This is a genomic window from Spongiimicrobium sp. 3-5 (genome assembly GCF_046557915.1).
GTDB lineage: Bacteria > Bacteroidota > Bacteroidia > Flavobacteriales > Flavobacteriaceae > JBHEBG01.
In genome coordinates this window covers 596,154-610,932 of record NZ_JBHEBG010000001.1, presented here as the reverse complement: position 1 = coordinate 610,932, position 14,779 = coordinate 596,154, and the positions used below count along the sequence as shown (strand labels likewise).

General features: G+C 39.6%; 10 protein-coding genes. 9 read left to right on the top strand and 1 reads right to left on the bottom strand.

Going from position 1 to position 14,779, the window contains the following annotated elements; translation table 11 throughout:
- Nucleotides 1-22 precede the first annotated feature (22 nt).
- Complete coding sequence (locus ACEQ81_RS02750; RefSeq protein ID WP_411029315.1) at nt 23-1,168, top strand: porin; 1,146 nt, start codon at nt 23-25, stop codon at nt 1,166-1,168.
- 230 nt (nt 1,169-1,398) lie between these two features.
- Here the strand turns inward: ACEQ81_RS02750 and ACEQ81_RS02745 are convergent, their stop codons facing one another.
- Nucleotides 1,399-2,409 carry a S1C family serine protease gene (locus ACEQ81_RS02745; protein ID WP_411029314.1) on the bottom strand — a complete coding sequence of 337 codons (1,011 nt, stop codon included), beginning with the start codon at nt 2,407-2,409 and terminating at the stop codon, nt 1,399-1,401.
- A gap of 284 nt (nt 2,410-2,693) precedes the next feature.
- Between ACEQ81_RS02745 and ACEQ81_RS02740 the strand changes: the two genes are divergently transcribed.
- From ACEQ81_RS02740 to ACEQ81_RS02705, 8 genes are all read left to right on the top strand, one after another.
- On the top strand, nt 2,694-3,743 hold the full coding sequence (locus ACEQ81_RS02740) for an adenylate/guanylate cyclase domain-containing protein (RefSeq protein WP_411029313.1): 1,050 nt from the start codon (nt 2,694-2,696) through the stop codon (nt 3,741-3,743).
- 179 nt (nt 3,744-3,922) lie between these two features.
- Entirely contained in the window at nt 3,923-4,855 is a 933-nt protein-coding gene (locus ACEQ81_RS02735) for a helix-turn-helix domain-containing protein (RefSeq protein WP_411029312.1), read from the top strand.
- 81 nt (nt 4,856-4,936) lie between these two features.
- Nucleotides 4,937-8,221, top strand: a complete 3,285-nt coding sequence (locus ACEQ81_RS02730) for a protein O-mannosyl-transferase family (RefSeq protein ID WP_411029311.1) — start codon at nt 4,937-4,939, stop codon at nt 8,219-8,221.
- A gap of 158 nt (nt 8,222-8,379) precedes the next feature.
- Nucleotides 8,380-9,864 (top strand): cytochrome C, encoded by a 1,485-nt coding sequence (locus ACEQ81_RS02725; RefSeq protein ID WP_411029310.1) that lies wholly within the window; start codon nt 8,380-8,382, stop codon nt 9,862-9,864.
- 122 nt (nt 9,865-9,986) lie between these two features.
- Nucleotides 9,987-10,550, top strand: a complete 564-nt coding sequence (locus tag ACEQ81_RS02720) for a Crp/Fnr family transcriptional regulator (protein ID WP_411029309.1) — start codon at nt 9,987-9,989, stop codon at nt 10,548-10,550.
- A 77-nt stretch (nt 10,551-10,627) separates the two neighbouring features.
- Nucleotides 10,628-11,638 (top strand): alpha/beta hydrolase family esterase, encoded by a 1,011-nt coding sequence (locus tag ACEQ81_RS02715; RefSeq protein WP_411029308.1) that lies wholly within the window; start codon nt 10,628-10,630, stop codon nt 11,636-11,638.
- Nucleotides 11,639-11,681: 43 nt separating this feature from the next.
- Nucleotides 11,682-12,239: a hypothetical protein gene (locus tag ACEQ81_RS02710; RefSeq protein ID WP_411029307.1), complete on the top strand. Its 558-nt coding sequence runs from the start codon at nt 11,682-11,684 to the stop codon at nt 12,237-12,239.
- 114 nt (nt 12,240-12,353) lie between these two features.
- Entirely contained in the window at nt 12,354-14,741 is a 2,388-nt protein-coding gene (locus tag ACEQ81_RS02705) for a TonB-dependent receptor domain-containing protein (RefSeq protein WP_411029306.1), read from the top strand.
- The last annotated feature ends 38 nt before the right edge of the window (nt 14,742-14,779 follow it).

Genomic DNA, 14,779 nt, shown 5'->3' with positions numbered 1-14,779 from the left:
TACAACCAAATACATTTATATTATGAATAAAAACCGGTATACATTAACAAGAGTTTTGGCGCTTATGGTATTCTTGCTTTCCCTACAGGGAATACAGGCGCAGACTTCACAGGACACAAATTCGGACACAAATTGGATCGATGAGATCACTTCCAGGATCACTCCTTATGGTAGTATACGGATCGGGGCCGGTTTTGCCGAGGAAGGGGAAATAGGAATTGCGAATAATGCACCACGGGCCGGGATTAAAATGAAACATGCACTATCCAAAGACGAAACCGAGAACTTTAATGTCGTGGGGGGTGTAGAACTTGGCTTTAACTTGGTTTCAAGGGATGAAACCGTTGCGTTCGCCGTAGACCCCGGCGCAGGGATAGCCCAAGTGGGCGATGCCGTGTTTACCCGTTTGGGATTTGTGGGCTTCTCATACAAAGAATTCGAGTTTACCTTTGGAAAACAGAACTCCGTCTACTATACCATGGGGGCCAATCAGGTAGATAAATTTCTGGCATTTGGGGGTGCAGGTATTGGCGTGTGGAATATTTCGGACGGCGGTATATCGGGCACAGGAAGAGCAAATCAGGTGTTTATCCTAAAGTACAAGAAAAACGGGTTGAGCCTTGGCACGCAGGCCGAGGCAAGAAATATATCCGAAAATAGTGAAAGCATAGACACCTATGGGTTTGGGGCCAATTATGAAATTGACGGTTTTCAAATAGGTGTAGGTTACAATAAAGTAAATGATGGTGTGGAAGATCCTTTGCCCAATCAGGCAAAGGAAGGGGATGAGGCTTTTGTGGCATCGGCCTCCTACGAAAAAGATCGATTTACCGTTGCTGCCTCCTATGCGAGTTTGAAGCAACACCAAAGAACCACGTTGAACGGTGACGACTTCTTTTACGACGCTACTGGGATAGAACTGTATGCCCGCTATAAGTTTTCCACCGATAAGAGATGGCATGTAGCCGCCGGTTTTAATTATTTGGGTCCCGATGATGATCAGGGCCTGGGAGATTTTGACACGAAATTTGGGATTGTAGAAGTGGGCTATAACTTTAAGAAATCCAGTCATATTTTTGCCGCTTCCCAAATTGACCAGAGTAAGAACATAGCTGGGGATAGGCGCAACCAAAGTGTTTTTGGTATAGGGATTCGCTTTGGGCTTTAGCCAGAATTATTCTTTTCCAAGAAGTACAACAAGCGGTTTTTGAACCCGGCACAAAAGCCGTTACCTACAAGCTTTTAATGATGTGCTACAGTTGCTAAATAAAATCCTATCCCAAATGGAACAGTTCCACGAAAAAAAGGAATTGATGCTTCCGAAAATCACCAAATTGTGACGTGAAAATAGGGGCAATTACTTATGTACAAAACCAAAAGCAGTTTGTAATTGTGCGCTTAATTCTTTAGTGAAATTACTTTTCCATCCCTAAGAATTTCCAAAACTACAGGGTCCCCCGGCTTAAGCGTATTTGCAAAGTCCCCCAATTTGGTCAAGGTTTCATCGGTAAACTCAAAACGGATCCCATTAACGGCAAGGATAATATCTCCTCCCAGTAAAAGGGTCCTCCCTTCTATGATCGCTTCAATAATTCCTCCACGCAGACCCATTTTGCCATAGGGAGAATTAGAAACCACGCGTTGTACCAGTAATGCATCGTTTTGGGGCACATTCAGCATTTTGGCACTTTCGCCAGACAAGGGAACGACCTCCGCCCCAGTCCATAGGATTTTCTTGTCCAACAGCAGTTTTTTTGCAATGTTCGAGGTAGCCGCAAAACCTATTCCCTGAAATCCTCCCGTAACGGTTTTGATATGGCTTACAATTCCTATAACCTTTCCTTCCAGATTAAACATAGGGCCACCGGAGTTCCCAGTATTGATTGCGGCATCCGTTTGAATATATTCGGCGTTGGTGAAAGGGTTTTTATCCGAAGTGTTTTTAATAAAACTACTGATATAACCCGATGAGAGTGAATGCGTTAGTCCAAAGGGTGCACCCACTACAACAACTCGTTCCCCTACCTTGCTTTTATCCGAATCACCTAGGGTAGCTATAACAGCATTTTTCTTTGGTGTGGTCAACGCTATCAACGCTATATCGGAACTTTTAAAGGCGGATATTACCTTCGCCTCAATGATTTCCCCATCAGAAAACTGAACCAGAAGCTGTTCGGCTACATCCACCACATGGGCAGCGGTCAAAATTTCCGTATCGGAAATCAAAAATCCAGAGCCCAAACTTTGGGAACTGACCATTTGAACAGTAGCTCCCAGTTTTTCAAGTTTCTTTTCTTCGGTAAAAATAACAACCACCGAAGGCCGTACCGTTTCATATAGTTTGGACAGGTCCTGTGCTTTGGACGATGTAAAAAGTAATAACATAATACCAACAAGTGAAAAGCGCATAATTAAATTATTTAGGGTATGTAAAGATAGTAGAATGCCGTTTTCTATGGGGTTAAAATAGTGCTTTTTACCGGTGTTTAGGCAGGAAAATCAGCGAATTAAACAATAAACTCTTGTTTTCCTTGGACAACAAATCAAGTAATACGAGGGATGCTCTGGGCACTTGTAATTGAAGCGTGCATATCCCATTTTTCGGGAATATACGCGATGATTTTTGCGCTTTTAACCCGATAGTGAGTATATTTAACATCTATGGGTACTAACATCATTCCTACAGCAAGCAGGTGAGAACCAAAATCCCCAAAATACTTAAAAGCTATCTGATCGGTTGGTTTATCGCCAATTGTATATGGTTTATGGCAACCCACATTACTCCCAGGGAAATTACCTCTGTAAACGAATCCGCTATAGGTGAAATTTATATGTTTTTAGTCACATGGATTGCACAAGCCATTGTTTATGGACTGTTGTACGTAGCCATTGACCGCTTTATAAAAGGCAGGGTGCCTTTTTACAAACTTCAAATCTATGCTGTGCTGCTTCAAATTGCTATGGGAGCTATGCTTGTGGTCTTAGTCTTTTATTTGTTCAAGGTCTTTGATGTTGTGGACACAAGCACGTCGATTATGGTATTTGTTAGGGAACTACCGGGACTTTGGTTGGCGTTCATCTATGCCTTGATCGTAAATTTTACGATCAATCTTTTTATGTATATCGATCTAACTTTAGGGAAAGGAAACCTACTAAAAATTATTAAGGGAAGTTTCTATTTGCCCAAGGAGCATCAGCATATCTTTATGTTTTTAGACCTCAAAGGTTCCACTACCCATGCAGAACGGCTGGGGCATATTAAGTACAGTCAATTAATTCAGGATTGTTTTTACGACTTGGCGGTGGTAGATGCCTATAAAGCAGAGGTGTACCAGTATGTTGGTGATGAGGCCGTCCTTACCTGGTCCCTAGACCAAGGAGTTCACAATGATAATTGCATAAGGGCCTTTTATGCGTTTAAAGATCGACTGGAGGAAAAGGCTGCTTATTACATGGCCAATTACAACACAACCCCAGTCTTTAAGGCCGGAGTAAATGTAGGTCTGGTCACAGTTACCGAGGTCGGTGAAATAAAACGTGAAATAGCGTATCATGGAGATACCATCAACGTTGCGGCAAGGCTTCAAGATCAATGTAATAGACTTGGTGCTGAACTTATTATTTCTGAGGCGATGCTGAACACTTTAAATTTGGGTAGTTGGATACACACAAAAGCAGAGGGTGAAATTCTCCTTAGAGGAAAAGAGGGGAATGTTAAGATGTATTCCTTGAAAAAGGCATAGGCAAAGGCCCATAGTTTTCCTGTTTCCAATAGGTTAAAAATCATTCTCAAGAATCAAAAAGAACAATGCCGTTTTTCAAAATCCTAACTAAAAATTTTTTGAGTAAATTTAAGTTCAATAAACATTCTCGTAATCACTAAGTTTCTGTTTTGCACAAAAAACAACTCATATACCTTCTTTTGTTCAGTAGCGCAATCCATGCACAGACGGCCATTTCGGGTATTCTAGACTTTCAGGATCAAAAAACAACGGATCAAAAAGTCTACCTCTACAAATTGGATTTGGAAGGGCTTAAGAATCCTGTTTTGGCTAAGGAGGTTGCATGGTCATCTCTAGATCGCGACGGATCATTTTCTTTCAATAGCAAACACATCGCTGTACAGGATGCAGTTTATCAATTGCACTTAAACGGTTTGGGGAGTAAACGTAACGATACCATTACCAAAAGCAGGCCCTTTATCCTGTCTCGCGGGGACCACATAGAGTTTCAACACGGGGCGCATCAATTTGCAAAGTATAGTACTTCCAATTTGGCGGATAAGGAATGGAAACGCCTACAAGACTTTGATAGAAGGCTTCAAAAACCCGACTATGAAACAGCAGAAGATAAGGGGCAAAGAAAAGGTTATATCAAAGATTCCCTGCGCATTTTAATAGTAAAATTGATAGGCATTCAACAATTGGAAGACAAAAGTTTATTGGATCAGGACATTGCCAAAAACCCAGAATACTATTTAAACTTGTTAGACGAACTTAAAGCGAGTGAAATGCCATCTTCTCAATACTTGTTTTTAGAAAAGAAACTAGCCTTCCTGACCCAGAAAGTTTTAGCGAAAAAATACGCTTGGAGCAAAACGGTAAACATTGTTTTAGTTATGGTTTTTGGGTTGATATTGTTTAGCCTCTACACCAGAAAACGATCAACGGTCTTGCCCGAACTTAGCAAGCAGGAACGGACGGTTAAAAATTTGATCCTAGAAGGAAAATCCAATAAGGAGATTGCAAACGAACTTTTTATTAGCCTCAGTACGGTAAAAACCCATATTACCAATATTTACGGTAAGCTAAAGGTATCTAACCGGCAAGAACTTCTGCAAAAAACCCAAAATTAGTACCCGTACTAGTACCTAAATCCTACTGCTTTTTCTCCTTTTCTATTTCGTCAGCCGCGAACTTGCACCGTAAAAACAAGGATGCAGGATATCACCCGCTTAAAAGAATTGTTTTCTAATCCTTCACGAGAATTTAAATTTTGGGATAAATGGTTGGGCTGGTTTGTTTTTAGTATCTCCCTAATCGTTTATACGCTAACTATTGAGCCAACAGTTAGCTTTTGGGATGCCGGGGAGTTAATAGCCGCATCCGCTAAATTGGAGGTTGCACACCCTCCTGGTGCGCCACTTCTTCAAATGATCGGTGCTTTTTTAGCGATGTTCGCCATCGAAACAACACAAATAGCTTTCATGGTTAACTATGTTTCCACCTTATCTAGTGCCTTTGCCATTTTATTCACTTTTTGGACGGTGACCAATCTCACCAAGAAACTGATCCCAAAAGAGAAAACGTTTACCAATAGCAAGGCAATAGCAGTTCTTGGCAGCGGGCTTGTGGGTGCCCTAACCTTGGCATTTACGGATAGCTTTTGGTTCAATGCCGTGGAAACGGAAGTATATGCTATGGCGAGCCTTGTAATGGCCCTATTGTTATGGCTGGGACTAAAATGGACCGACAATTTGGACGACCCAAGAAATAATAAATGGCCAATACTTATATCCTTTGTTGTTGGCTTAACATTTGGTATCCAGTTCATGGGATTTTTGGCTATCCCTGCGGTTGTACTACTGTACTACTTCAAAAAATTTAAGACCATTACGTTAAAGAATTTTATTTTCGCCAATCTGGCAGCAGTAGCCATTTTAATGTTGGTTTTTAAATTTTCACTCACCTATATACTTAAATTTTTTGGATGGGGAGAGGTGTTTTTTGTTAACAGCTTTGGACTGCCCTTTAATTCGGGGACTGGCATAGTTGGACTTTTTCTGGTATCGGTTTTTTATTTTGCTTTAAGCTATACCAGAAAAAAAAGATTGTACAAAACCAATACAATTGTTCTCAGTATTATGTTCTTATGCCTAGGCTTCTCTACTTGGATTGTTTTGCCTTTAAGGGCCAATGCCCATGTAGCCATTAATGAAAATGACCCCTCGGATGCCAGAGCGCTATTGGCCTATTTTAATAGAGAACAATATCCCAGTACGGATAGCCCATTCTACGGGACATACTATTCTGATAGATTTGCAGCTTCAGGCGAAGATAGGGATGATCATCCTAAGTACGAGAGAAATAAGGATATAGGAAAATACGAAATCGTAAATCTTTATGAGGATGCCATACAAGGCCCCAACAAGAAGCATATTGGTGTTTTGCCACGTATGTGGAGTGAGATGCATGCGGAAAATTATATTAAATATTTTGGCGCGTTGGAATTCAATATTAAATCTGGATATAAATCCAATAAAGATCTTCTAAATGCAGTTGGTGAATTTAAGAAAGGATATGCCGACGGCGAGATTAACGAAGAACAATATGTAAAGTTTCTGGAAGAGTTTAGCGAATACATAGAAGTGCAACCACCCAGTGTTTGGGACAATATGGATTATATGTTCCAATTTCAATTGGGTTATATGTACTGGCGCTATTTTATGTGGAATTTTGTTGGCAGACAAAATGATGTTCAAGGGCGCTATAATGGTAATGGCGAATGGCTTAGTGGTATTGGCTTTATAGATGCATTACGGTTAGGAAGCCAAAACAACCTCCCTAGTGAGGTGCTCAACAATAAAGGAAGAAACACCTATTATTTTTTACCTCTTTTACTTGGTATTGTTGGTATTGTTTTTCTAATCTCTAAAAACCCAAAGCTGTTTTGGGTATTGTTCGTTTTTTTTATGTTTACAGGAGTAGCCATTCAATTTTATACCAATCCCACTATATTTCAACCCCGGGAACGCGACTATTCTTTAGTAGGCTCCTTTTATGTTTTTGCTATTTGGATCGGTCTTGGAACTTATGCCCTCTTTGATGGGTTTAAGAAATGGGTGAACCCAAAGATTTTGGCACCTGCGGTATCTTGTATTTGTCTGTTGGCGGTTACAGGATTAATGGCATGTCAAAACTGGGATGACCATGATAGATCTCATAGATATACCGCCCGTACCTCGGCCAAATCCTATCTAGATTCTACGAAGCAAAACTCCGGAGCTATCCTATTTACCATTGGAGATAACGATAACTTTCCCCTATGGTATATCCAAGAAATTGAGGAATATAGGATAGATGTCCGCATACTTGTAACAAGCTATTTTGCAACGGATTGGTATATAGATCAGGCAAAACGGAAATCGTATGAAAGCGACCCCATTCCATCGCAACTTACCCATAATATTTATAGATATGGAACTAGAGATGCCATATATTATCAAGGATTGCCAGGCATAGCTGAGAAACGATGGAATATTAAGGATTTTATGAACTGGATTGGAAGTGATAAGCCACAGACAAAACTTAAATATGTACTGGAAAAACAAGAGGCAGACCTAAGTCAATTTTCAGAGAGTACGTTAAACCTTGTATATTATCCCACACATAAAATCCGAATAGATGTGGATAAAGATGTAGTTCTAAAAAATGGACTGGTCCGGGAAAAAGATGCCGCACAAATCGTTGATTATATAGATATTGACCTGCCAAGGTCGGCCATTACTAAAAATAGAATTATGATGCTCGATGTAATTGCGAACAACAATTGGGAACGCCCCATCTATTTTTCCGGGGGCAGTTACGATGATGCTGAATACATCTGGATGAAAGATTATTTGCAATTGGATGGCATCGCTTACAAATTAGTGCCCATAGAGACCAAATATGAAGGCGGCTTGGACATGGGCAGGGTAGATGAAGACCTCGGTTATCGCATTGTAAAAAAATTGGATTGGGGTAATTTGGGCAGCCCAAACATTTATCACGACCCACAAACCAGAAAACAAGGAGGAGTTACGTTACGTATTGCCTTGGCTAGGCTAGCTGAAAAATTAATCGCGGAAAACAAAATAAGTAAGGCCAAAGAAATAATTGAGATAGCCATGGCCCATATTCCTGTAGATTATTTTGGGTATTATACTTTTTTGGAACCTTATGTGGATTCTTATTATAAAGTGGGAGAAACAATAAAAGCAAGAGGCCTGTTCCAAAAGTTAAAAAAAGTATATGAAGAAAGGCTCAATTATTACGCCAGCACACCTTTGGACGAACAATACGGGAAGATAGAAAATATCCTATCGAGCATGGAAGCTTATCGAAGGAATATTGACATTCTTGTTATGAATAACGATTTGGAGTTTGCAAAAGAGGAAACCTTACTTTTTAATCAGCAGATAGAAAAGTTTCATCATTTCTACAGTGATAGGATACTAGAATAAGATGAAATTTTAGGAGATATTGATAATCAACTAGCCTCGTTAAGACTATTTTATAAGACTGACAAAAGTCATATGTAAACTTCATTTAGGTCCTTAGATTGCAAATTAAGGGCATTTTCCCGACATTGATCTATACATCAGATTAAATATCAAAAGACATGAAAAAACGATTAGGATACGTTTTACTAATTGGTTGCTTATTGCTTTTTAGCTTTCAAATAGTAAAGAACAAGTTGCATTTGCTTCAATCCCCAGGAGCAGTAATTGAAAACTATATAGAGCCCGACTATGGTTTGGGGGCTGGTCATATAGATTCTTTACTGCCTTTTCCCGACATTAAAAAAGGAGAAAGAACACCCTTTGATTTATGGAATTATGGCGGAAAAGGGAAGTCTTCGTTTATGGATCCGAACCTACCAATGGAATGGGAGAAATGGGTTGAGTTTCATGAAAAACAAAAACCTGAATTGATGTTGGACATTAAAGCCTACATGAATTCCCGGTATAATTTTACCATGAACTCCTTTGAAGGAAAGTTTATGTCCGGAGGTAGAAAACCAATAATGCAAGGTCCTGTATCCAGATTGCCAGAAGGGATTAAATCATTTGAAGAGTTGGCCAAATTATCTGCGGAAGAAATTAAGGAAAAGGATCTATTTCCGTTTAAACCTTTAGCACACCCTCTGGCTTCAACGGCACATATGGTTTTTCCCGATAGCTGGAACAAAACACACCCCGAACATATTAGGATTGACGTAGACCATGATTATCCGGACGAATATTTACCCGAATTTCCCCCACCAATGTTCTTAACCACCCATAAAGAACTTGGCGATGTAACCGATGGGAAGGAAATTACCTTGGCCAATTATTATGAAATCTTCAATGGATTGCTCACACCGGAGCAAATGGAAGGACTAAAAGAATTATTGAGACCAACGGCAACCACTTGGTTCAATCAAACTACCCATAGAGTAACAAAAGAACCCAGTGCAGGGGTTTCGTGCTTCTCCTGTCATGTAAATGGTCATACAAATGGCGCATTTGAATTAGCGCCAGATAGTAGGCCCCATTTGGCGCGACTTAGAGTGGGCACGCCATCAATGAGAGGTAATTATAACCTTATGCAGTTAGCATCAAAAAGGTCAATTAGAAGTATGGATCACTTTGCAGAAATTGAAGAATATTTTGATGGAGATCCGGGGATGATGCAACACATAGGACCAAGAGCACATCAAAAATCCGTTGCAAATAGAATGGGCGACTTCAACGCCATGCTCGATTTTCCTCCGGCGCCAAAATTAGATGCGATGGGAAATCTAATTCCTGAAAAATCCACAAAACAAGAATTATTTGGAGAACAATTGTTTAGAGGGAAAGCAAAATGTGTTTCTTGTCATGGTGGACCGGCATTTGTAGATGACTATATGCATGATTTAAAAGTAGAGCGCTTTTATAAAGGAAGACCCCAAGGACCCATTAAAACATTCCCTCTAAGAGGAATAAAAGATTCGCCTCCATATTTACATGACGACAGATTACCCACTTTGGATGATACCGTAGAATTTTTTAATCTAGTATTGGAGCTAAAACTGGATAAAAAAGAAAAAGAAGCACTTACTGCCTATATGTTGTGTCTATAAAAACGAACACACCAAACAACAAAGCAAATGGGTGAAGTAAGTTTAATAGTTGTTTTCAAGAGAAGGAAAAAGCTAGCGAACAAAACAGTATTTTAGTGGCCACATTTTAATACCCATACAAAATGTTGTTCGTAGAATTCTATAACCATGTTTTAAGTACTTCGTTAACCCCAGTTAAACTTCCCTTTCCCGTAAAAAAAATTCATGTTGAGAAAGGAACTTCCATAACAACTTACGGACAAGTAGAAGATACGCTCTATTTTATGAATAAAGGTATTGTTGAAATGAAGATTAAAAGTTATATGACCGAAAAAGTCATTGACTTTTTTTTTGAAAGAGAATTGTTTTGTGGTTACACTTCTTTTTTGAACCAACTTCCCACGGACGTACAGATCACCGCTTTAATGGACTGCGAAATGGAAATAATAAAGCGCAAGGATTTGATGAGCGCTTATGAGATTTCTTTAGAAGCGAACAAATTTGGAAGAATTGCCACGGAACAAGGTTATATTAGAAAATCGGATAGGGAAAAAGATCTTTTAACCAAAACTGCGGAAGAGAGATATCTCGAAATGTTCCAAAGCCGTTCCGAATATATTTCGCACATTCCAGTTAATAAAATTGCAAAATATTTAGGAATACACCCCGAAAGCCTTAGTAGGATAAGGGGCAAAATGAATTCCTAACATAGGTCAAGCCTTTTTTTTGGTTTAAGTTTTTTGCTGCACATACTTTTGCCGCATAAATTTTTAAACCAAAGATTTTGGAAACAATAACTTCTCATTTGACCTCTCCATTAAGAATATTAACGGAGCCAACTTCTAGAATCATTTATATAATAACATTTTTTACACTTTGTACGGCAAGTGTAAAGGCCCAAGGCGGCTATGAAAAAAATACAGTTTTAGATTCTATGATGGTAGCGGGTATTTGGAGAACTTTCGAATATCATGTTCCACTATACCCTGCTGAAAACCCGAGACTAATTGTTGTTTTACATGGTGGTGCCATGACAACAAAATTTATGCAAAAGGTTACAGACTATGAATTCAACAGATTGGCCGATAAAAATGCAAGCTCCATCATTGTATACCCTGAAGCACACAAAAGTTTTTGGAACCATAGTAGAAGAGAGACTGCTGTTGAAAAAAACGAAAAGAAAAGTCTTAACGATGTCCTTTTTATTAAATCCATCGTTCAAAGGATGGAAAGAAGGTACGGTATTGACCGTAAAAATGTGTTTGCAATCGGCTATTTCGATGGAGGACAAATGTGTTACAAATTGGCCAAGTCTATCCCAAATTCATTCAAAGGTTTTGCGGTGGTTGGAGCAAATCTACCTGTAAAAGCAGATGACCCTCTTACCTCCGGTGATAACCCTATTTCCCTTCTGTTAATCAATGACATCACAGATGTAACAAACCCGTATGATGGCGGAAAAGTTACCCCGGCGGACGGTTCTGCGGACATTGAAGTAATGTCAACAGATGAGACTTTACGTTATTGGTTAAAACTCTTTGGGGGTACCGAGAAAATACTGTGGCCCTCTCCTGCCAATATTATTGAAAAGGACAATTCCATGGCTTTCCGGCACGACTACTTTTCAAAAGAAAAGGGGAAAAGGATTTCGCTTTTGAAAATAGTGAGAGGCGGGTACCCTTTTCCCAATCCCTATTTTAAAGAATGGCCTCAAATGAAAGAGAATAGCAATAGACATATTAATATCCCTGAAACCATAGTTCGGTTTTTTTATCAGCTGCAATACTCCAAATAGATCAATAAGAATATCAATTCATCAAGCATTAAATATCAACATCATGAAAAGTGTCAAGATTATTTTTTTAACGGCGTTTTCCTTCCTCGTTTTTGGCTGTGATAGCGATGACAACACAGGAAGAGTACCCGGACCGAAACAAGTTTATTTAGAGGTAATTGGTAGGGGAACAGCGATTGGCCAATCAAAGACCATTGTACATGCAAAGACAGGGGAAACTTTAGAGCCCGATTGTTTTTTAATGGATCTTATTGACCCGCATACAGGAAAGATTATCGGAACGCTTCAAGATTGTGTGGTCAATAATGTGGCCTTCGGTGATGGTACCATTTCTTCTAGAGTGATAACTTCTATCAATATTGACGGACGTGGGACCATCCAGGCCGAAAACCAAGTGCTGCAAACGTTACGACCTCCAGATGAAGAACTCAATTTGGATACTGTCTTTATTCCAACGGAAAACAATGTTATAAACACAACCTTTGAGTTTGAAGGGATGGAAGGTACTGTTTCTTTGGAGGGCGAAATTAATCTAGCAAATTTCGATCAGGGTATCGTCACCTTCAATTGCACCTTTACTATCAATTTACAATCGTATTAAACCGCATTTCAACAACTAGTGTTTCTAGATTAGTGTTAGTGCCCATTGCTTTCTCTATAGTATATGGGCACTTTTTATCAATGCGGAATGCGGATGAATAAACCCTTAAAAAGTATGAAAAGAATAGTGCTGATAACCTGTGTGTTCTGTTGCCATTTGTTTGGATGGGCACAAAACAATATAGTAAAGGGCCAAGTAAATGATAGTCTCAATAATCCGGTGCCGCTGGTTCATGTAATGATTTACAAAGCAAACACCTTTGTGTTTGGTGCCGTTACAGATTTTGACGGCAGATTTACAATGGAAAATCTTACATATGGCTCCTATGCTTTAAAAATTGAAGCTATCGGCTATACAGACTTCGTTAAAAAGTTTACCCACCAAGACGGTCCTTTAGATTTTGGAATCTTACAATTGTCCAGTACCTCTATTGAATTGGATGAGGTTGAATTGGTAGGCAGAAAAAAACTTCAGGAGAGAAGAGCCAATAGTCTTGTCATAAATGTGGAACAAAACATTGCTAGCGCTGGAGGTTCGGTTCTAGATCTTTTGGGCAATATGGCCGGAGTTTCTGTGAATCAGCAGAACGGAACATTATCCTTAAACGGAAAGGGGCAGATTGCCATTATGGTTGACGGAAAGCCCAGTCGTGTAGATGGGCAGGCTTTGATAAGCCTATTAAAGAGTATGCCAACCTCCGATACCCAAAAGTTGGAGGTTTTTAATAACCCTCCTGCTAAATATGAAGCTGCGGGTTCTGGTGGAATGATCAATATTATAACCAAATCCAAAAACAGCAATTTACAGGGAGGTACGGTATCCTTGAACGCAGGCTACGGACGAGGTGAAAAAACAGGAGGGTCTTCCAGTTTTCATTATCAATATGGCAAAGTGGGATTGTTTGGAAGCTATTCTTTTAGTAGAAACCGTTCGCCAGAAGAATGGGGGTTAGAAGGTGAGTTCGATGCTCCCATGAGCCAGAAAACGGTACGGACCAATAGTTTTAGAAAGCCGGTTATTATATCACATAATTATACCTTCGGAATAGATTACGCCCTACTGAAGAATACGGAAATAGGCGGGGTTTTTAGCGGCTATAGCAGCAAATGGGAAATGGTGGCTGCGGATATGGTCATCAGGGACATCAATACAGACCAGATAGAAATGCTCGCTATTGAAACAAACGAAGTAAACCATTGGAAACATAGTTCGGGCAACTTTCATATTGTACATTCCTATGGGGAGTTGCATCAATTGGCCTTTAATTACGACCACCTGTATTATAACGATGATAACCCGAGCAATTATAAAATTAACGGACAAGGGGAAGCCAATTTTGTCGATATCCAAAAGACGACCCCAATCACTTTCAATGTTTACAGTTTGGATTACCAGGGCAAATTTTCCAAGAGCATACGGGCCGAAGTTGGTTTCAAAACTACCTCTTCTAATTTTCAGAACGACATCTTAGTAACCAATACAGTGGGTGATGTGGCTATACCGGATAACGACCTATCCAATTCTACCCAAATGAGTGAAAAAATTAATGCGGTATACTCCTCGCTTCAGTTTCATTTTGGTGAAAAAACAAGTCTAACGACCGGTCTGCGTTATGAAAATACCGAGAATACGCTGTATCGGGGAGAAGAAGCAAATCCTACCAATGGAAGGTATGGCAATCTTTTTCCGAGCGCAGCACTAACCTATCAAATCAATGAGGCGCATCGCATTAAAATCAATTATGGCAAACGTATCAATCGCCCTACATTTAACCATCTGGCTCCTTTTGTGATCTTTTTGGGCCCAGATGCCCTATATTCCGGAAATGCTAATCTACAGCCTGCGTTCGTCAATAAATATAGTGTGGAATGGGGTTGGCTTGGAAATTATATATCCTTTGAATACCAGAACGAAAAAGATGCCATTGCAGAGTTTCAACCAAGGCTGTCCACAAACGGACAGCAATACATATTTAAAGCAGAAAATTTGGATTTAAGAAATATAGTAAGTGCCTCTTTGGGCATACCGTTTCAAATTACCCAATGGTGGCAGGCAGAAAATAACCTTACCTATTTATATGAGACTTTGGAAACCAGATTTGATGAGGCCAATTTTAAAAGAAGCAAGGGGAATTTTAGGGCAACCACCTCACAACAGTTTTCATTGAGTGAAAATACAAAACTGGAGGTAAGTGGGTATTACCAATCCCCAACCTTATTCGGAATTAGTACGTTCGGAGCAAGGGGTGCCGTCAATATTGGTGTTCAACATCGGTTTGGGAAAAAACACGGAGCGCTAAAATTGTCCTTTGCCAATGTATTTGCCTCGAACAATTGGAAAATTATAACCAATACAACACAACCTTTTATCAGTACTCTGGAAACTTATTTCCCCGAATCGAGAATTGTGACATTGACATACACAAAAGATTTTGGAGGAAATAAAAAAAGACAAAAATACAAGGGCAATAGTGCCGACGAAGAAAAAAGAAGGGTACAATAGACCATTAAAAACACAAGGAGCGAAGAATCTTAAACCTA